The following is an 18,676-nucleotide window of genomic DNA, read 5'->3' as shown; positions in this document are numbered from 1 at the left end:
TACGGTTGAGGGCGCTGTAACCCTTTTATATCTGGAGTTCCCTCATGACGACTCGTCGCACGCTAGCGAATGCTTTGCGCATGCTTTCTATTGATGGTGTACAAAAATCGAATTCCGGTCACCCGGGTGCCCCGATGGGTATGGCTGACATTGCCGAAGTCCTGTGGCGCGATTTTCTGAATCATAACCCGCAGAATCCGTCCTGGGCTGACCGTGACCGCTTTGTGCTGTCTAACGGCCACGGCTCCATGCTGATTTATAGCCTGCTTCACCTCACTGGCTACGATCTGCCCCTGGAGGAACTGAAGAACTTCCGTCAACTGCACTCCAAAACGCCGGGCCACCCGGAAGTGGGATATACGCCGGGCGTGGAAACCACCACTGGTCCGCTGGGTCAGGGCATTGCCAACGCTGTAGGTATGGCGATTGCAGAAAAAACGCTGGCGGCGCAGTTCAACCGTCCGGGGCATGACATCGTTGATCACTTCACCTACGCGTTCATGGGCGACGGCTGCATGATGGAAGGCATTTCTCACGAAGTGTGCTCCCTGGCAGGTACCCTGAAACTGGGTAAACTGATTGCGTTCTATGATGACAACGGCATCTCCATCGACGGTCATGTTGAAGGCTGGTTCACCGACGATACCGCTAAACGTTTCGAAGCCTACAACTGGCACGTTATCCGCGGTATCGACGGCCATGATGCTGACGCGATTAAACGCGCAGTTGAAGAAGCGCGCGCAGTAACCGACAAACCGTCCCTGCTGATGTGCAAAACCATCATCGGTTTCGGTTCGCCGAACAAAGCGGGCACCCACGACTCTCACGGCGCGCCGCTGGGCGACGCGGAAATCGTGCTGACCCGCGAAGCGCTGGGCTGGAAATACGGTCCGTTTGAAATCCCGTCTGACATTTATGCGCAGTGGGATGCGAAAGAATCCGGCCAGGCGAAAGAAGCTGCGTGGAACGAGAAGTTTGCCGCCTACGCTAAAGCCTTCCCGCAGGAAGCGGCTGAATTCACCCGCCGTATGAAAGGTGAAATGCCATCTGATTTCGATGCCAAAGCGAATGAGTTCATCGCGAAGCTGCAGGCGAACCCGGCGAAAATCGCCAGCCGTAAGGCTTCCCAGAACGCGATTGAAGCCTTCGGCCCGCTGCTGCCGGAATTCCTCGGCGGCTCCGCTGACCTGGCGCCTTCTAACCTGACCCTGTGGTCTGGCTCAAAAGCGATTAACGAAGACGCGTCGGGTAACTATATCCACTACGGCGTGCGCGAATTCGGTATGACCGCGATCGCCAACGGTATCTCTCTGCACGGTGGTTTCCTGCCGTACACCTCCACCTTCCTGATGTTTGTGGAATATGCGCGTAACGCGGTGCGTATGGCGGCGCTGATGAAACAGCGTCAGGTGATGGTCTATACCCACGACTCCATCGGTCTGGGTGAAGACGGCCCGACGCACCAGCCAGTAGAACAAGTCGCTTCTTTGCGCGTAACGCCGAACATGTCTACATGGCGTCCGTGCGACCAGGTGGAATCCGCCGTGGCGTGGAAATACGGCGTGGAGCGTCAGGATGGCCCGACCGCGCTGATTCTGTCCCGTCAGAACCTGGCGCAGCAGGAACGTAGCGAAGAGCAACTGGCGAACATCGCTCGCGGTGGCTACGTATTGAAAGATTGCGCAGGCCAGCCTGAGCTTATCTTCATCGGGACCGGTTCTGAAGTTGAGCTGGCGGTTGCCGCATGGGAAAAACTGACTGCCGAAGGCGTGAAAGCGCGCGTGGTTTCCATGCCATCTACCGATGCGTTTGACAAGCAGGATGCGCCGTACCGCGAATCCGTACTGCCGAAAGCGGTTACCGCTCGCGTGGCCGTGGAAGCCGGTATCGCTGACTACTGGTTCAAATACGTTGGCCTGAACGGCGCAATCGTTGGTATGACTACCTTCGGAGAGTCTGCTCCGGCAGAGCAGCTGTTTGAAGAGTTCGGCTTCACCGTTGATAACGTTGTTGCGAAAGCAAAAAGCATTTTATAAACGCCCTTATATCAGTGGGCATAGATACATGCCCACTGATAATCAATCATTAATTCATATTAACGAAGGTGATCTATGGACATTTCGAGTGTACTTAATGTAAAAAATATCAAATTGAACATGATGGCTAAGAGTAAAGAAGAGGCAATTGAAGAATTAGCTGACTTATTAGTTCGTGATGGGGCGGTCATTAATAAAGATATTTTTCTGAAAGATGTCTGGCTACGTGAGGAACAGGGCTCAACTGGATTCGAAAATCATATTGCGATCCCGCATGGCAAATCCTCAGGAGTAGCCCGTACGGCGTTGGCCATTGGACGCACCCAACATCAAATCCCATGGGAAACGATGGATGGTAGCGACGTTCGCTGTATTATTTTATTTGCAGTATGCCTGGTGGATCAAAATGCCACCCACATCCGATTATTATCACAAGTTTCAGGTTCACTTGCCGATGAAGAGATAGTGGAGAAATTACTGAAGGAAGATTCCCCTCAGAAAATTATTGATCTATTGAACGCTGAAGGTGTCAGCGCTTAATTTAATTATCATATCTACCATAGCATCAAAACAATCAATTCTGGAGAATAGTTATGAATATTGTTGGAATTACAGCTTGCACTGTAGGCATTGCACACACCTATATTGCGCAAAAGAAAATTGAAATAGCAGCAAAAAAAGCCGGGCACAATGTCAAAATTGAAACGCAAGGCACTATAGGTATCGAGAATGCCTTAACTGCTGAAGAAATTGCACAAGCCGACATCGTCCTGTTAGCCGCCGATGTTAAAGTCTCCGGTGAAGAAAGGTTCGCCGGAAAGAAAGTCGTCAAAGTACCAACGGAAATGGCGGTTAAATCACCAAATAAGCTTATCGAAAAACTCGGTGAATTAGTCAATTCATAACACTTACCAATGCGTATCCTATATAAATTAAAGGGCGTAATTTATGAATATAAAAGAAATATGGAAAGCAGCAAACCCTAAAGGTCATCTGCTGACTGCCATCTCATTCTTGATTCCGATTGTCTGTGGTGCTGGGTTTATTATTGCCATCGGTATGGGTTTTGGTGGGACGGTTCAGGACACTTTAGTATCGGGTCAATTTGATCTGTGGCAGGCCTTCGCTACCATGGGGGCTAAGGCGCTCGGACTATTACCCGTCGTTATTGCTATCGGGATTTCCGGTTCGATCGCGGGTAAGCCCGGTATTGCCCCAGGTTTTGTTGTCGGTTTGGCGGCTAATGCCATTGGTGCGGGTTTTATCGGTGGCATGATCGGCGGCTACATTTCCGGGTATATTGCTCTTGCTATCATTAAAAATGTGAAGGTTCCTGGCTGGGCCCGGGGTTTAATGCCTACATTGATTGTGCCATTTTTTGCATCCATTCTCAGTGCCCTGATCATGGTCTATATCATCGGTACGCCTATTGGTATTTTTACCGATGCTCTCACATCGTTCCTGAGAAGTATGGGAACTTCATCTAATTTACTATTAGGTGCTGTCATTGGGGCGTTGTGTATCGTTGACTTTGGTGGGCCGATCAATAAGACGTGCTTCGCATTCGTCTTAACTCTCCAGGCACAGGGTATAAATGAGCCAGTTACGGCCCTTCAGTTAGTTAACACAGCAACACCTATCGGTTTTGGGCTTGCATTTTTTATCGCCAAACTTCTTCGCAAAAATATCTATAATAACGAAGAAATCGAAATGTTAAAATCGGCGGTTCCTATGGGGGTAGTGAATATTGTTGAAGGATCCATACCCATAGTGATGAATGATATCGTTCGCGGTATTGCTGCAGCGGCAATCGGCGGAGCTTGTGGCGGTGCAATCACCATGGTATATGGCGCAGATGCAACAGTACCTTTTGGTGGTGTATTGATGCTCCCAACAATGTCAAATCCCATGGCAGGTATTATGGCGTTGATAGTAAATATATTAGTAACCGCAACCATCTATGCTGTCATCAAAAAAGATGTTCCTCGTGATGTTGTTATAAACAATGATCAAGAAGAGGAAGATATCAACTTTGATGACATTAAGATTAGTTAAGCATATATAATAGCATGCTGTTACATGATATCGCGCTCACATGAATTGTGATAATGGAGTGTTATTATTATCGCGCTATATACTATTCGCTGGATGCTATTTTTAATCGCCACGAATAAAAATGGGTCGCTAAGGTGACCCGTTTTTTACAGGCATATCATCAGAATTACTTAAAAACACCATCGCTTAGCTGCCAGTATAGCGGCGAACCGAAAGCTTCTACATAATAATCAATTACGGCCCTGACATTTAACGTTGGGTGACGAGCATGAGGATAAATAGCAGAAATATTTTGTGGCTCGGTCTTAATCGCTGTTTCCATATCTGGTATTAATTCAATAAGTTCGCCGCTTTGTAGCGTTTCGCCAATCAACCAGTCCGGAAAAAGGACTATCCCCATACCGCCCAATGCTGCAATAAGTAAAGTCTCGGCATTATTGGAAGACATCAACGGAGAGACTGGATAGTGCATCCACTCCCCACCTTTTCGACGCAACAGCCAGCGATTCGGTCCGGATGAACCACGGTAAACGAGACACTTATGTCGGCTTAAATCCGCCGGGTTATCAGGTATGCCATACTTTTGAAGATAAGCCGGTGATGCTGCCAGGCGATAGCACTGCTGTCCAAAAATGCGTGCATGAAAAGATGAGTCAGTAAGCTCACCGATACGAAAAATGACATCAGCAGCATCTTTATGTGGGTCAATGTAATCATCAGTTAACGTCAGCTCAATACTGAGGCGTGGGTAACGTTCCGTCAGCCCCGCCAATTTGGGCGCGACATGCTTTTGTCCAAAAAAAACGGGAGCATTTATGCGTATTAGCCCGGAAGGCTCAAGCGTCCTTTCATTGAGTTCCCGTCGGGCAGCGTCCAGGCTACTGGTAACCGCCCGAACATAACGGATAAAAATATGACCGTTCTCTGTCGGAATAATGGCGCGCGTATTGCGGTAGAAAAGTTGCTGACCGACCGCATCTTCTAGCTGATGAATGACGCGTGAAACCTGAGAGGCAGAAATGCCTTCGCGACGAGCCACAGTGGAAAAGTTCTGCACTTCATACACTGCAATGAAAATGAAGAGCGATCGGATATTGATATTGCTTAAATCATACATTAATGCAATTCCTGCACAGGTGTTTATTACATTATGGCATTTTTCTCATTCATGTTCAGGCGTAGTCTTCATCGCCTGCACATCTGGAGATTGTTTGCTATGCAATTTGTACTGATTTTGTTAGTTATCGCTGGCGGTATGGGGCTGTCAGTCGAGGCAGGCTTACTGGGGCCGCTAGGGGGGGAGGTTGGTGATTTATGGGCAACGTTCAGCATATTTGGTGTAGGCGCTGCACTGACTTTCCTGCTGATGCTTTTTTTCAGCCCACGCAATAGCCCGTCATTTTTCTCTTTGCCTGGGTGGCAGCTACTTGGTGGCGTACTCGGGCCAGTTTATGTCGTTATTCTGACCGTGGCCACGCCAGTCATTGGGATAGCGATGACGATGATCGGTATTTTAGCCGGTCAGGTATTTAAGAGTCTGATAATAGACCATTTTGGTTTACTCGGTACACCCCCCAGGAAAATAGACAGTAAGCGAATTATCGCCCTTATTTTTATCATCGCTGCATTAATTCTGGTTGCCAGAGGATAAGTTAGACTATGACACTTATTATGATCGTTTTAGCCATTATAGGCGGCTCCATGTTGAGTATTCAGGCGGCCATTAATGGACAATTGGGTAGTCAGGTAGGGGTATTTAAAAGCGCGTTCCTGACCTTTTCCGTAGGCGCAATTATCACCGCTTTGCTTATTTTCTTTTTTGAACCAAAACAGTTGGTTACACTGATGGATGTACCTAAATGGCAACTGCTGGGTGCCATGTTTGGCGTACCCTATATCGTTATCATGGTTTTAGCCGTACAACGAATAGGGACCGCGATTGCTACAGTCGCCGTTATCTTCGGACAGTTAACCATGAGCATGTTAATCGATAACTTTGGCTGGTTGGGAAATCAATCCATTTCGTTTTCGATGAGTCGTCTGGGGGCCATCCTCTGCTTAGGTATCGCGCTTTTCTTCATTTACTCAAGTAATAAAGTAAAGGCGACCGCCTTAAAACAAGACGTTCTGTCATCGAGCTAAATAGAATCAGTCACGTTCATCTATAAGGGATACGGACTAAAAATATCTGCATCCCTTATGGAAAGTAAATGCTCCGTTGATGATATCCAGAGCTAATATCGCCAAATTGATGAATATACCTAATAAACCCTAGCTAATTACTCCATCTAATCGAATAAATCAGTTTGCGTTATGCTTTTCCTGGACAACAGCCAAAGGATAACGTGATGCAAACTGTAAAACTGAACAACGGGATTGAAATGCCCCTGCTGGGCTTTGGTGTGTTTCAGATGACGGATGCCGCTGAATGCGAAAGAGCCGTTATCGATGCCATCGATACGGGATACCGCCTGATCGATACCGCCGCGTCTTACCAGAATGAAACCCAGGTCGGGAATGCACTGAAACAGACCGGCATCGCCCGTGACGAGCTCTTTGTAACGACCAAGCTATGGCTTCAGGATACTCATTACGAAGGCGCTAAAGCACAGTTCGAACGCTCCCTGAATCGGCTGCAACTTGATTATGTTGACCTGTACCTGATTCACCAGCCTTACGGTGATGTCCATGGGGCATGGCGTGCCATGGAAGAATTGCAACAGGCTGGCAAAATTCGCGCCATTGGCGTCAGTAACTTCCATCCTGACCGACTGGCCGATCTCATTGCCTTCAACCACGTTGCCCCGGCGGTAAACCAGATTGAAGTTAACCCCTTCAACCAACAGCTGCATCCCGTGGCGTGGATGCAAAGCAGGGGTATTCAGCCGGAAGCCTGGGCGCCGTTTGCAGAAGGTAAAAATGGTCTGTTTGAGCATCCCGTATTAACGGCGATTGGCCAGAAGTACGGTAAAAGCGTGGGACAGGTTGTGCTGCGGTGGATTTTCCAGCGAGGCATCGTTTCGCTGGCAAAAACAGTGCGAAAAGAACGCATGGAAGAGAACATCAACATTCTCGATTTCGAACTGAGTGATGAAGATATGTTGCAGATTACTGCTATCGACACCGCAACAAGTGCTTTCTTCTCACACCGCGATCCTGCCAGAGTTGAATGGTTGGCCGGTCGCAAACTGGACGTTTAAGACGCGATAAAAGAGGCAATTAATCAATGCAAAAACGTTATCTGGGTCAATCAGGACTCGAAGTGTCCGCGCTTGGGCTCGGTTGCATGGGCTTAAGCCATGGCTACGGCCCGGCGACCGATACTCATCAGGCTATCGAGCTCATTCGCGCAGCGGTTGAACGTGGCGTCACCTTCTTCGATACCGCTGAAGTGTATGGCCCTTTCCTTAATGAAGAGGTTGTCGGCGAAGCCTTAAAACCATTTCGTGACCGTGTGGTCATCGCCACCAAGTTTGGTTTTACTTTTGGCGACGACAACAAGCAGCAGATTTTAAACAGCCGTCCGGAGCATATCCGTGAAGCCGTGGAAGGGTCATTACGCCGCCTTAAGACTGATGTTATTGATCTGCTGTATCAACACCGTGTCGACCCGGATGTCCCGATTGAAGATGTTGCGGGAACAGTGAAAGACCTGATAGCGGAAGGCAAAGTTAAACATTTCGGCCTGTCCGAAGCGGGTGCGCAAACCATTCGTCGTGCTCATGCGGTACAACCCGTCACAGCCCTGCAAAGCGAATACTCCATGTGGTGGCGTGAACCTGAGCAGGAGATCCTGCCGTTGCTGGAGGAACTGGGTATCGGTTTTGTGCCATTCAGTCCATTAGGCAAAGGCTTCCTGACGGGAGCGATTAAGTCAGGAACGACGTTTGGTCAGGATGATTTCCGCAGTCGTGTGCCGCGCTTCGCCGAACAAGCAATTGCAGCCAATGAAAAGCTGGTCTCGTTGTTGGGTGAACTGGCTGCAGAGAAAGGTGTGACATCTGCGCAAATCGCACTGGCATGGCTGCTGGCGCAAAAGCCGTGGATTGTTCCCATCCCTGGTACCACGAAATTGCACCGGCTGGAGGAAAACCTGGGGGCTGCTGACATCATTCTTTCGTCGGATGAGTTGCGACAGATAACCCAGGCGCTTGAATCAATTAAAATTGTCGGCGAACGTTACTCGCCTGAGCATCAGGCTCGCGTAGGCCGTTAATACCCGGGCGGGGTCCGCGCGAATGGCGGACCCGTTATTCCTGGTAGCGAAGTGCATCGATCATCAGCGCAAAGGCCGGTGGATGCTGTTTGCGGCTGGGGTAATAAAGGTAATATCCGGGGAAGGAAGGACACCATTCCTGCAGAACCTGAATGAGCTCTCCTGACTTTATATAATCCTGCACCCTGTCCTCAGGTAAACAGGCGATGCCAAAACCGGATAAGGCAGCATCAAGCCTTTCCGCCTGCAGATTAAACGTTACCTGTCCTTCAACTCTGACCCGTAAAGGTTTTCCTTCTTTCTCAAACTCCCAGTGATAAAGACCACCGGCAGTCGGTAACCGCATATTGATGCAGCGATGATGTTGTAGCTCGTGCGGCGTGTGAGGTGCAGGGTTCGTGGCGAAATAGGATGGGGCACCGACAATAGCCATGCGCATGTCCGGGCCAATTCGCACCGCAATCATGTCTTTATCAACGCTTTCACCCAGTCGTATCCCGGCATCAAAGCGCCCCTCGACAATATCGACAAAACCGTTATCGACAACCAGTTCAACGTTAATTTCCGGATATTCCCTGAGGAAAGGTTTCAGTTTTGGCCATACCACGCTCCGCGCGGCATGTTCCCCGGCAGATAGACGGATATTACCGGAGGCGGTGCCGTTGAGTTGCACCAGCGCTTCCAGCTCCTGCTCAAGGGAGGCGATACGGGGTTCAAGACAGGCAATAATTCTCTCACCGGCTTCTGTCGGGGCGACGCTTCGGGTGGTGCGGGTCAGAAGGCGGATATTTAGCCTTTCCTCCAGTGCCTTCATCGCATGGCTGAGAGCTGACTGAGACACACCGAGCTTACCCGCTGCTTTGGTAAAACTTCGCTCCCTTGCCACCACAAGAAAAATCTGGAGTTCATTGAAGTTTTCTTTGAGCATCGGTGATTTCCTTAGGGAAGCATACCCTTCAATGTGCATTCATGAAGGGGGGTCATAGACACAATCATTTTAGCCCCATTACTGACAATAATGATAATTGATATTCTGACTGTATCGAAAATAAGTCTGAACTTTCAGAAGGTTTATCATGAAAATACTCGTGGCGGGGGCAACAGGCAGTATTGGCCTTCATGTCGTCAATATCGCTATCGAAATGGGCCATCAGCCCGTTGCGCTGGTCAGAAATAAGCGCAAAGTAAAATTCCTTCCTCGTGGAACGGATATATTTTACGGCGATGTTTCAATGCCTGAAACACTCATCAATCTGCCAAAAGATATTGATGCCATCGTCTTTACGCTCGGCTCTGATGGCCAGGGGCGTATTGGCGCCAGAGCGATAGATTACGGCGGTGTACGTAACATTGTCCGAATGTTCAGGGAGACGGCTGTTCACATCGCCTTAATGACCACGATAGGCGTGACTGAACGGCTCAGCACCTGGAATCAACGCACTGAAGTTCATGACTGGAAAAGGCGTGCCGAACGTCTGGTCAGGGCCAGTGGTCATCCCTATACCATCGTCAGGCCTGGCTGGTTTGATTACAACAATGATGATGAGCATAAAATCGTTATGCTCCAGGGGGATCGACGCCATACAGGAACACCGGAAGATGGTGTGATATCCCGGGAGCAAATCGCCCGGGTTCTGGTCAGTGCCCTGGGCAACCACGCGGCAAAAAATAAAACGTTTGAGCTGGTGGCTGAACGAGGCGAAGCGCAACAGGATCTTACCCCTCTGTTTGCTGACCTGCTGGCTGATAATCCGCAAAAAAATGATGGGATTCTAGATATGGAAAATATGCCCCTCGTGGAAGAACCTGAGTACATTATTAACGAGCTGAATTGCTATTTAAAAAATTTAACCAACCAAAAATCCAGACAATTTTGTTAAATAGTGGTCAGCGTTATGACAGTTGAGGTTTGTATATTTAAATATACAGACGGAGAACGCTCCTCCTGTCAGGGGCCAGTTTCAAACATATTGTTTTAAACTGGTATTAGAGATGAAAGCACTGCTTATTACTACATTGGTTATGGGATTTATTTCAGTGAATACCGTATCTGCAGCCCAGCAAATAAATCATGCAGATGGGGAAGAATAGTCTCAGCCAGAACTGGCGCGGTACCCGTCCCGGTTGGCTGGCGGCTGCACAAAACTTCAGCGTCTGCCGATACCGCGACGGTATCACGTTGAGGATTTTGAGTCTGCCGCATTAATCTATTCCCTGCGATGCGTGCTCGCAACACGTTTACGATTTTTCTCCCGCCAGAACATTATCAGGACATTATGAACAAGCAAAAAAACATTTCTCAGGTCGGGCGCGCTGCGACATCCGGCGTCTTTTTTATCGTGATTCTCGGCGCATTGATGGCCTTTACCTCACTCTCCACCGATATTTACCTGCCTTCCATGCCGATGATGGCCTCTGAATTGCAGGGGAACGTGGAACTGACCATTACCGGTTTTTTGATTGGTTTCTCGCTGGCCCAGTTGATTTGGGGGCCAATTAGTGACCGAATCGGACGCCGTGTGCCATTGTTTATCGGCATGGTGTTGTTTGTGATCGGTTCAGCCGGATGCGCGATGTCTTCCAGTATGCCGCAGATTGTTTTCTGGCGCGTGTTTCAGGCCTTCGGTGCCTGCACAGGACCAATGCTGGCAAGGGCGATGATCCGCGATCTCTATGTCCGCACGCGGGCGGCGCAGATGCTTTCGACGCTGGTGATCATCAGTGCTATCGCGCCGGTGATTGGCCCTCTGCTGGGTGGACAGATAGTCACCGTTGCCTCCTGGCGTGCCGTGTTCTGGCTGTTGGTGGTACTGGGTGGGGCGATGTTTATTGCGCTCTGGTGGTTACCGGAAACGCTGCCGGGTGAAAATCGACTGACGACACCGCTGAGTAGCGCCTTTGGCAACTATGCTTCGTTACTGCGGAATCGAGAATTTATGCGTTACACCCTGTGCGTCAGCTTTTTCTATGTGGCCGCTTACGCCTTTATTGCCGGTTCGCCGTTTGTCTACATCAGCTATTTCCATGTTGACCCACAGCATTACGGCTGGCTGTTCGGCATCAATATCATTGGTGTGATGGGACTGAGCTCCATTAATCGCCGTCTGGTGCAGCGTCATCCGTTGCATACGTTGTTGCGGGTTGCGGCGCTTGTTGCCGCTCTGGCAACGGTTGTGCTGGCCGCTGGCGCGAAAATGCAGACTGGCGGCATGGCGATGATGGTCGTGACGATTTTTATCTTTTTCTCCATGAACGGCATTATTGCCGCAGCATCGACGGCGGCTGCGCTCGATACCGTGCCATATAATATGGCGGGGTCGGCTTCAGCGTTGATCGGTTCGTTGCAGTACGGCAGCGGGATTGTGTCATCGCTTTTACTCTCGGCAATGAGTGACGGCACGCCATGGACGATGTCGTGGATCATGATGGTCTTTACACTGTTGAGCCTGGTGATGATAATCAAACGTAAAGCGCGTTGATGGTGGATCAGTCCTTTTGTTGTCCCTTTACTTAGTTTGAAACAGAATTACCGTATGGTAGCGCGGCTGCTGAATTTTGGGCGCACGTTGTTTACGGGGGCTCTTAACCATAAGCGACCGGGTAGTTTATTTGGACAGATGGATGATATTGTGCAGTGCTATGCGTTTTTCACACGCCAGTGTCGGTCCGTTGCATTTTCAGGGGCGCCGCGTTTTATTCGCTATCATTTTCCCGATGTGTTCTCCGGCGTTTCTGACATCGCCAACAGCATTACCTATCACCCCGGCGATGGGGCCACCGACATGGATCCCCGCCCAGGTCAGCGCCCCGAGCCAGAACATGGTCGTTCTGCGCTGAAGCGTAAGGGATGCCGCATTATCCGCCAGCGCGCGAATTGTTTGACTTCAGGGCTTTCAACCGATCAGCAGAAGCGCTTCAGGCGCTGCTGCTGCTGGATAAAGCCAGAGTGGGCTTAATCTGGGGAGAGGAGTTTGGCCCGGAAGGGTACGGTTTTGAACGGGTGAACTTTGGCTGCCCGCGCACGGTGTTAGCGGATGGGCTGTCGCATATCCGTGCCGCGCTTTCCAGTTTGCGCTGACGCTGAGTCAAATCCCAGCATGCTGCCGAAAGGCGGCATGTCCTTACCGTTGACGGAAAAGAATCATTTATATCCATCATAAAATAGCGATGAACGACGAAGGTGAAGCCGGACGGTTTATTGCCGCCCATCCATTTGGCCTGCTGGTTTCGCCATCGCTGGCGGCGACGCACCGCCATTTATTTTTGCACCGCAGGAAGATGACAAGGGATCACTGTACGAATCCGCAGTGGAAAGAGATGGCAGGTCAGCGCGTACTGGTGGTGTTCAGCGGGTCTCATGCCTACATCTCGTTCTTCGCTAACTGTCAAATTTGCCCATACACCTGCGCTACATACCGCCCACGCCCGTCACCATGCCCCAGGTCCATCGCTACCATTGCCAGCGCCTCTTTCCTGCTGAACCCCTGCGCCAGATAGTGACGAATGGCATCCTGCGCCCACGCATAACGCAGCGAATGCGGAGAATATGCGCCAGTGAGGCCAACGCGTGTTGCCTGGTTGTGCCAGTAGTCCATTGCACTTTTCAGATCGGGCTTATCGATCAGCCGGTTATTACGGCTTTCTGCGACAGCTAACGCATTATCCAGTGCTTTTTTAACTGCGCCAGCATCGAGAATCACTGTTTCGCGGGGCCGTCCGCCTTTGGTGCCGAAAACTATGGTTAAACGAGTATCGTCCCGTTCAACAGCCTGTTTCCACGTTTTCAGTGACTGCGTACTTTGCACTGCCTCCTGTGAGCGTAAACCCATCAGCCGCGCCAGCTCCAGTGCTGCCGCCAGCCCCGGATCTTTCGCGCGGGCCGTTTCCAGCACATAGCGGTAATGATCCTGTGTGATGGCCTGTCGCGTACCATTGCGCGATGCACCAGAAAGCCCCAGGGATTTATTTGTCAGTCGCTCGTGTTCTGCAATCTGTTTACGCCCGGCCTGTTGCAGTACAACACGTAGTGAGGCCATTTCATTCTGTAGCGTGCGTTTGCTGATCCCCTGCGCCAGTCTTTCATGAATGTAGTTTTCAATGTGGCGAACTTTGATCTGCGCCACACGCTGGATCTGAACGTTCAGCGTCCGTAAATGGAGGTCGAACCGCTGTACGATATGAATGCGATCGTTCACCGTTTTATGGCTACCACCGCAATGCTTTGCCAGCACCTTCATTTCACCGCCTAACCTGCCCATACACTTCTCCCATGATTTTGCGAACACAAACGGTCTCCGGCGTATGCTTTTTGGCTGCGCCAGAACGATACCTTCACGCCGGAGTGGCAGCCTGTTGAGGTATAGGGAGTTTCAGCCAGTACACGGTACGGACTGCCTGCCAGAGCAGGAATTCTCCGGGGCATCATGCCCCCCTCGGTATCGATCTTTTTCTCCTCTTTTTTGCTGACAGTGGCCCAAAAAGGACGTATCAGATTAGGAAATATGCGCAGAAACCCTGAATACTGTGGTATGGCGCGGAGTGGTGGTTGTGCGTCACTTTGTCGCTTTGCGCGACGCAAAGTGACGCACCGGTTGAGTGCCGGTCGCGAAAGATCACGGATTCTGGCGCAGATTTACGGTCACGCGACAGCAAGCCTCGCGGTAATGCTGACCGCAGCCCGTAGGGTAAAGGGGGCTGATCCTCAGCCGGACAGGGATTTACCCGGGAATTTCAGGTGTTGTGGAATGCTGACCAGATCTCTGGTGCAGCGAAAGGACGTATTGTCGGTAAAGTATGACCTCTGTCGCAGTGACCTGCGAGCCGGTGTTTGCGGAGGTATTCACCGGTAGGGGCTGCCATCCTGAGTTCCTCAGGCGCTTCTTTCAGGCCATGAAGCATGGGCGCTGTCAACGACAGCATTGTGCAATCCGGAGCTTACATCCGGTCGATGGACGTGAAAAGGGGAAACTCTTTTTTGCTAAAAAAGAGTTTCCTGTAGATTTCTTCGAAATTTTATGAATGTAAATTTACCGCTATTGGGCGACATTTACGTATTTGCTGGATATTTTTATTAATATTATGGCGACAGCCTGAACCTTAAGAATATGAGATTTCTGAAGGTTAAATTGCTTATGACCCGGAATTTATCGGTATCACCCTGTAGGGTGATGCCGACAGAGGGAAAATAATTAAAACTGGTTCCAGTATATAAAACACTCCACACCCCGCAGACACATAAAGAGCACCATCGGGAATACCGCCTATGTGTGAAAACGGGATAAGTGAATAAATATTTGGAACAAAAATGGACAATTTCGTATCACCATCACCCGATAAACCCAGGAACACGCCGGAAAAATACACTGTACCAGGACACCATTTGCCGTGGTCTGGCCTGGTGGCACTGGCTATGGCCTGTTTTGTTACCATGCTGACAGAAGCCATGCCCGCCGGACTGTTACTCTGGATTAGCCCGGATCTGGGCGTTTCAGTGAGTTATTCGGGACAACTGGTCACACTCTACGCTGTCGGGACATTAATAAGCGCAATGCCGTTAGTGTCTTTAACACAAAGCATGCGACGCAAACCGCTATTATTAGTGGCTATTGTCGGTCTGGCGATTATCAATATCATCACCGCATTTTCTCATAACTACGTACTGACGCTGATTGCGCGCTTTTTGGGCGGTGTTTTCGCCGGATTAGTGTGGTCTCTGGCAGCGGGATTTGCCATCCGTATGTCACCGCCACACCTTGCCGGGCGTGCCATTGCCATCGCGATGCTGGGAACACCGTTAGCCCTGACGATCGGGATCCCCGCAGGCGCATACCTTGCAGAATTTATTGGCTGGCGTTCAGATTTCATGATGATGAGCGTACTGACGGTGATCCTGGTTGCCTGGATTATGGTGTCGGTTCCCGACTCACCTGGAGCCGAGAATGACAGATCTCATCTTACTTTGTTGCAGGTGGCAAAAGTGAAAGGTCTGATTGTAGTGCTATTTGTGACACTCACCTTCATTCTGGCGCATAATACTCTTTTCACCTATGTGGCGTCATTTTTCGCATACGCAGGGCTATCTGATAATATTGACCTGGTACTGTTAGTCTTTGGCGTGGCCGCGTTAGCCGGGGTCTGGTGTGCAGGTATCACCGTTGATCGCTGGCCCCGAAAGTCGATGCTGGCAAGTATCGCAGTATTTGCAGTCTCAATCCTCTGCCTGGTTTTCGTCAGACAACATGGGGTTATTTATGTGTCTGTGGCGGCATGGGGTCTGGCCTTCGGCGGCGCGCCAACACTGCTTCAGGCTGCACTGGCTAAAACCGCGGGTAATGCTATTGATGTTGCTCAGTCAATGATGGTAACTGTCTGGAATGTTGCGATTAGCGGTGGTGGGTTACTTGGCGGGATACTCCTGGGCCGACTCGGAATACAGTCCCTCCCGTTTGCCGTCGAGGGCCTTCTGGTTGTGACATTTGTTGTCGCATTCAATGCCCGGCAGCACGGTTTTACCGATGTAAGAAAGTATCCCGACAAATAGATTATTAAGGTGTGAGATATGGAAGGATATGACGTGTTTTTTTCTTCTGCGTTACAACCACTCTATAAGGAGTCCAGCACCCGAAACTCAGTTCAGAGTGTGTTGAATAATATCAATGCCATGTTCGGCGTTTCATCCAGTTCTCTTTCTTTACATATAAACAGCCATCAAAATCCGGTAAATTTCACTTACCATACGGGGGTTGATGAAAATTTTGCGACTTATTACCATAATAAACAAAAAAATATTGATCCTATTGCAAATAGCTCAACGGAATATGCGATAGATAATGGTTTTACTATGGCTGAACTTTGCAATAAATACCCTAACTGGGGAGAGGCATACAAATCTTCGTTTTTATCTTTCGGGTATAAGGATGCATTGCTGGTTAATTTTTACACTCAATGCGGTGGCCGGGGCGTTTTAGTCTTACGAAGTGATATTCATCGTGGAGAGTTTAAAGCGATTGAGGCTCATTCGATTTCTCAGTTATCTCCATACCTTCGAATGGCCCTGCAGTCACATCTGCAACTGTACAATCCTGTTTCCGGCATCCCAGAAATATGCAGCCATTCGGCAACGGCCATTTTTCATATCACCCGTTCGGGTCGACTCCTTCAGGCTAATGCTGAAGGATATAAGATATTGAATAGTGCTGACGGGATGTCGCTGAATAACGGTCATCTGAGATTGATCGACAGTATCAGCCAGTTTCATTTAAAAGAAGCCTTATTTGATATTTATCGTCAGCCGCAGTCAAAAACAAAAATAATAAAAATCCAGCGGACTCAAGAGACGTTTTTTGTTGTTCGTATATTTCCTCTTAACCAAAAAGACTCTCGTGATAATGAGATTATGCTGATGTTAAGCGATCCCTTCAGGGCTATCCATAGCGAACCAGCACTTCTGTGCGAGCTTTTCGATTTAACCCATCGTGAAGCTGACATTGCGATCCTGCTGGGAAATGGCGATAAACCTGCCGATATAGCCATCCGGGATGGTGTCTCTATTAATACCGTGAAAAGCCAGCGCAACAGCATCTACGAAAAAATGGGTATCAGGAGCCAGATGCAGCTTATCAGACTCATCCACTCCCTGGGGATATTAGCTGAAACAAAGCTTCAGGTAACAGATGACAATCTCGGGTTATTGCCTCCTGCACGGCGCCTTTTTTTACCTCAGATAAAGATCCGCCATTAGGTGGGAGCATTAAAAGCGAGCTGGCATTGTTGAATCTGTGGCGGGAAGTGAGGCAGGACTGCATTTTCCTGGTCATTGGCTGTCCGAATTATTAGTGCACGGCCTTTATCCGTTCGTAGTAAAGTCGCCTCCAGTGATCTGGCCTTTTTGGGCAAGCCTGTTACCCTTAAAAATCCCTTACCCTTAAGCCTTTTCTCTTTTGGCCTTTTCTCCTCACAGAAGAACCGACTTGTGTCCGGATTATTGTTATTGGATTAATCAGAGAGGCGTTACTGCGTTAAGGTAAAAAAATGGGTGTCTCATCGATGAATCAGGCCGGTTCGTTGCTCCAGTTCAGGAGCAACGAACCGACAGAAGAATGTCTGTCATGATGCTGCTTTTAAATGCCCGGCAAACTGATAAGGCGACACATGCCGTTTTGTGTTTGCATCCAGATAATCCGCCCACCACTGCATCATATTGATCCGCTCCTCCAGATATTCAGCCTTATGAATATAGGCAGCACGCACGCTGTTCCTTTCCTGATGGCTCATCTGTTTTTCAATCGCCTCTTTGCTCCACAGTCCCGACTCACTCAGTGCACTGCACGCCATCGCCCGGAAGCCGTGACCGCAGATCTCTTTCCGGGTGTCGTAGCCCATCACACGCAATGCCTTGCTGATGGTGTTGTCGCTCATGCACTTGTCCTGGTCGTATTCGCCGGGGAAAATAAACGCCAGATGCCCGGAGAGCGCTTCAGTTTGTTTCAGGATCGCCATTGCCTGATCGGACAGCGGGACGATGTGCTGTGTTTTCATCTTTGTGCCACGGTGAGAGAAGCGCACGTTTTCGATCTGCTCCCGTTCTTCCGGGATGATCCAGAGCTTCTGTTGCCAGTCGATTTCACTCCAGCGGGCAAAGCGCAGCTCGCTGGAGCGCACGAAGAACAGCAGCGACAGCTTCAGCGCATACCGTGTCAGCAGCCTGCCGGAGTAGTTATCCGTCCGGGATAATAATTCTGGCAGTTTCTCAAGCGGCAGGGCCGGGTAATGCTGTGTTTCCGGCGGCGTAAACTCACCATCCAGATCCAGCGCCGGGTTTGACCTGATTAACTGCTTTTTCACTGCATAGCGCATGATTTCCGTAACGTAGTTTTTCAGCCGCGCGGTGATCTCCAGAAAGCCTTTGTTCTCCACCTTACGCAGGGTAAACAGCAGATCTTCCGTGACGATTTGATCGATGTATCTGTCCCCGATATCCGGGAAAATATACATTTCCAGCCTGCGCCGGATAGTCGTCGCATAATGTTCAGACCAGCGCCGGTGATCGGCATGCCAGTTTATGGCGATCTGGCGGAATGTCTGGCCGTTTTTCTTTTTCTGCTGTGCGATTTTTTTGTCAACGGAAGGATCGACACCTTCACGCATTTTTATACGTGCTGCATCGCGGAGCTGGCGTGCCGTAAGCAGGGAAACATCCGGGTAAGGGCCAAAGGCCAGCTTCTTCTCTTTCCCGTCAATGCGGTACTTCATATACCAGAGTTTTGAGCCGTTGGGTTTGATCAGCAGGTACAGTCCGGCACTGTCGCCGAGTTTGAAGGGTTTGTCTGTGGGTCTGAGCTTGCGGATAGCGGTATCAGTGAGTGACATA

At 49.8% G+C, this 18,676-nt stretch carries 19 protein-coding genes and 1 pseudogene; 16 read left to right on the top strand and 4 right to left on the bottom strand.

Translation table 11 applies throughout. The annotated features are described in order from the left end of the window. The first annotated feature begins 44 nt into the window (after positions 1-44). The 4 genes from tkt (at position 45) to SBG_RS09630 (ending at position 4,091) form a co-directional block, all read left to right on the top strand. Entirely contained in the window at positions 45-2,036 is a 1,992-nt protein-coding gene (tkt, locus tag SBG_RS09645; RefSeq protein WP_000213413.1) for a transketolase, read from the top strand. Positions 2,037-2,111: 75 nt separating this feature from the next. Beyond that, positions 2,112-2,576: a PTS sugar transporter subunit IIA gene (locus SBG_RS09640; RefSeq protein WP_000355394.1), complete on the top strand. Its 465-nt coding sequence runs from the start codon at positions 2,112-2,114 to the stop codon at positions 2,574-2,576. Between the two features lie 53 nt (positions 2,577-2,629). Then, the gene (locus SBG_RS09635) at positions 2,630-2,941 is read left to right on the top strand and encodes a PTS fructose transporter subunit IIB (RefSeq protein WP_001028229.1); all 312 of its coding nucleotides are present in this window, start codon (positions 2,630-2,632) and stop codon (positions 2,939-2,941) included. Positions 2,942-2,984: 43 nt separating this feature from the next. Further along, positions 2,985-4,091 (top strand): PTS fructose transporter subunit IIC, encoded by a 1,107-nt coding sequence (locus SBG_RS09630; RefSeq protein WP_001021835.1) that lies wholly within the window; start codon positions 2,985-2,987, stop codon positions 4,089-4,091. A 166-nt stretch (positions 4,092-4,257) separates the two neighbouring features. On the opposite strand, the gene SBG_RS09625 is transcribed toward SBG_RS09630, so the two are convergent. Beyond that, a complete protein-coding gene (locus SBG_RS09625; RefSeq protein ID WP_000272160.1) occupies positions 4,258-5,208 on the bottom strand; it encodes a LysR family transcriptional regulator in 951 nt (316 codons plus the stop codon). 99 nt (positions 5,209-5,307) lie between these two features. Between SBG_RS09625 and SBG_RS09620 the strand changes: the two genes are divergently transcribed. The 4 genes from SBG_RS09620 (at position 5,308) to SBG_RS09605 (ending at position 8,307) form a co-directional block, all read left to right on the top strand. Continuing rightward, the gene (locus tag SBG_RS09620; RefSeq protein ID WP_001160998.1) at positions 5,308-5,742 is read left to right on the top strand and encodes a DMT family transporter; all 435 of its coding nucleotides are present in this window, start codon (positions 5,308-5,310) and stop codon (positions 5,740-5,742) included. Positions 5,743-5,750: 8 nt separating this feature from the next. Next, on the top strand, positions 5,751-6,233 hold the full coding sequence (locus SBG_RS09615) for a DMT family transporter (RefSeq protein WP_000172619.1): 483 nt from the start codon (positions 5,751-5,753) through the stop codon (positions 6,231-6,233). Positions 6,234-6,439: 206 nt separating this feature from the next. Further along, on the top strand, positions 6,440-7,291 hold the full coding sequence (locus SBG_RS09610; protein ID WP_001195266.1) for an aldo/keto reductase: 852 nt from the start codon (positions 6,440-6,442) through the stop codon (positions 7,289-7,291). A gap of 26 nt (positions 7,292-7,317) precedes the next feature. Continuing rightward, the gene (locus SBG_RS09605) at positions 7,318-8,307 is read left to right on the top strand and encodes an aldo/keto reductase (RefSeq protein ID WP_001172303.1); all 990 of its coding nucleotides are present in this window, start codon (positions 7,318-7,320) and stop codon (positions 8,305-8,307) included. A gap of 34 nt (positions 8,308-8,341) precedes the next feature. On the opposite strand, the gene SBG_RS09600 is transcribed toward SBG_RS09605, so the two are convergent. Next, complete coding sequence (locus SBG_RS09600) at positions 8,342-9,235, bottom strand: LysR family transcriptional regulator (protein WP_000910709.1); 894 nt, start codon at positions 9,233-9,235, stop codon at positions 8,342-8,344. Between the two features lie 148 nt (positions 9,236-9,383). Here SBG_RS09600 and SBG_RS09595 point away from each other — a divergent pair, with 148 nt between their 5' ends. The 6 genes and pseudogenes from SBG_RS09595 (at position 9,384) to SBG_RS23465 (ending at position 12,804) form a co-directional block, all read left to right on the top strand. Continuing rightward, positions 9,384-10,187: an SDR family oxidoreductase gene (locus SBG_RS09595; protein ID WP_000699100.1), complete on the top strand. Its 804-nt coding sequence runs from the start codon at positions 9,384-9,386 to the stop codon at positions 10,185-10,187. 112 nt (positions 10,188-10,299) lie between these two features. Next, positions 10,300-10,395: pseudogene (locus SBG_RS23395) on the top strand (multiple stress resistance protein BhsA); the annotation flags it as partial. 188 nt (positions 10,396-10,583) lie between these two features. After that, positions 10,584-11,786: a multidrug effflux MFS transporter gene (locus tag SBG_RS09590; RefSeq protein ID WP_015702918.1), complete on the top strand. Its 1,203-nt coding sequence runs from the start codon at positions 10,584-10,586 to the stop codon at positions 11,784-11,786. 160 nt (positions 11,787-11,946) lie between these two features. Further along, positions 11,947-12,144 carry a hypothetical protein gene (locus tag SBG_RS22590; protein WP_141024997.1) on the top strand — a complete coding sequence of 66 codons (198 nt, stop codon included), beginning with the start codon at positions 11,947-11,949 and terminating at the stop codon, positions 12,142-12,144. A gap of 10 nt (positions 12,145-12,154) precedes the next feature. After that, positions 12,155-12,385, top strand: coding sequence for a hypothetical protein (locus tag SBG_RS09585; protein ID WP_024135056.1), 231 nt, complete (start codon positions 12,155-12,157; stop codon positions 12,383-12,385). A gap of 62 nt (positions 12,386-12,447) precedes the next feature. Then, positions 12,448-12,804 (top strand): FMN-binding negative transcriptional regulator, encoded by a 357-nt coding sequence (locus tag SBG_RS23465; protein WP_407636083.1) that lies wholly within the window; start codon positions 12,448-12,450, stop codon positions 12,802-12,804. Here SBG_RS23465 and SBG_RS09580 read toward each other — a convergent pair. Next, a complete protein-coding gene (locus SBG_RS09580; RefSeq protein ID WP_000533063.1) occupies positions 12,693-13,565 on the bottom strand; it encodes an integrase domain-containing protein in 873 nt (290 codons plus the stop codon). The two genes, SBG_RS23465 and SBG_RS09580, sit on opposite strands and share 112 nt — an antisense overlap. Positions 13,566-14,611: 1,046 nt before the next feature. On the opposite strand from SBG_RS09580, the gene SBG_RS09570 reads away from it, so the two are divergent. After that, the gene (locus SBG_RS09570) at positions 14,612-15,847 is read left to right on the top strand and encodes an MFS transporter (RefSeq protein WP_024135055.1); all 1,236 of its coding nucleotides are present in this window, start codon (positions 14,612-14,614) and stop codon (positions 15,845-15,847) included. 18 nt (positions 15,848-15,865) lie between these two features. Beyond that, positions 15,866-17,047 (top strand): helix-turn-helix transcriptional regulator, encoded by a 1,182-nt coding sequence (locus SBG_RS09565; RefSeq protein WP_000399412.1) that lies wholly within the window; start codon positions 15,866-15,868, stop codon positions 17,045-17,047. A 365-nt stretch (positions 17,048-17,412) separates the two neighbouring features. Here the strand turns inward: SBG_RS09565 and SBG_RS09560 are convergent, their stop codons facing one another. Then, positions 17,413-18,675: a tyrosine-type recombinase/integrase gene (locus tag SBG_RS09560; RefSeq protein ID WP_000059647.1), complete on the bottom strand. Its 1,263-nt coding sequence runs from the start codon at positions 18,673-18,675 to the stop codon at positions 17,413-17,415. Position 18,676 lies beyond the last annotated feature (1 nt).

The organism is Salmonella bongori NCTC 12419, from assembly GCF_000252995.1.
GTDB classification, from domain to species: Bacteria; Pseudomonadota; Gammaproteobacteria; order Enterobacterales; family Enterobacteriaceae; genus Salmonella; species Salmonella bongori.
Note: the sequence above shows the minus strand (reverse complement) of the source record. Positions and strands in the feature narration are given on the sequence as shown.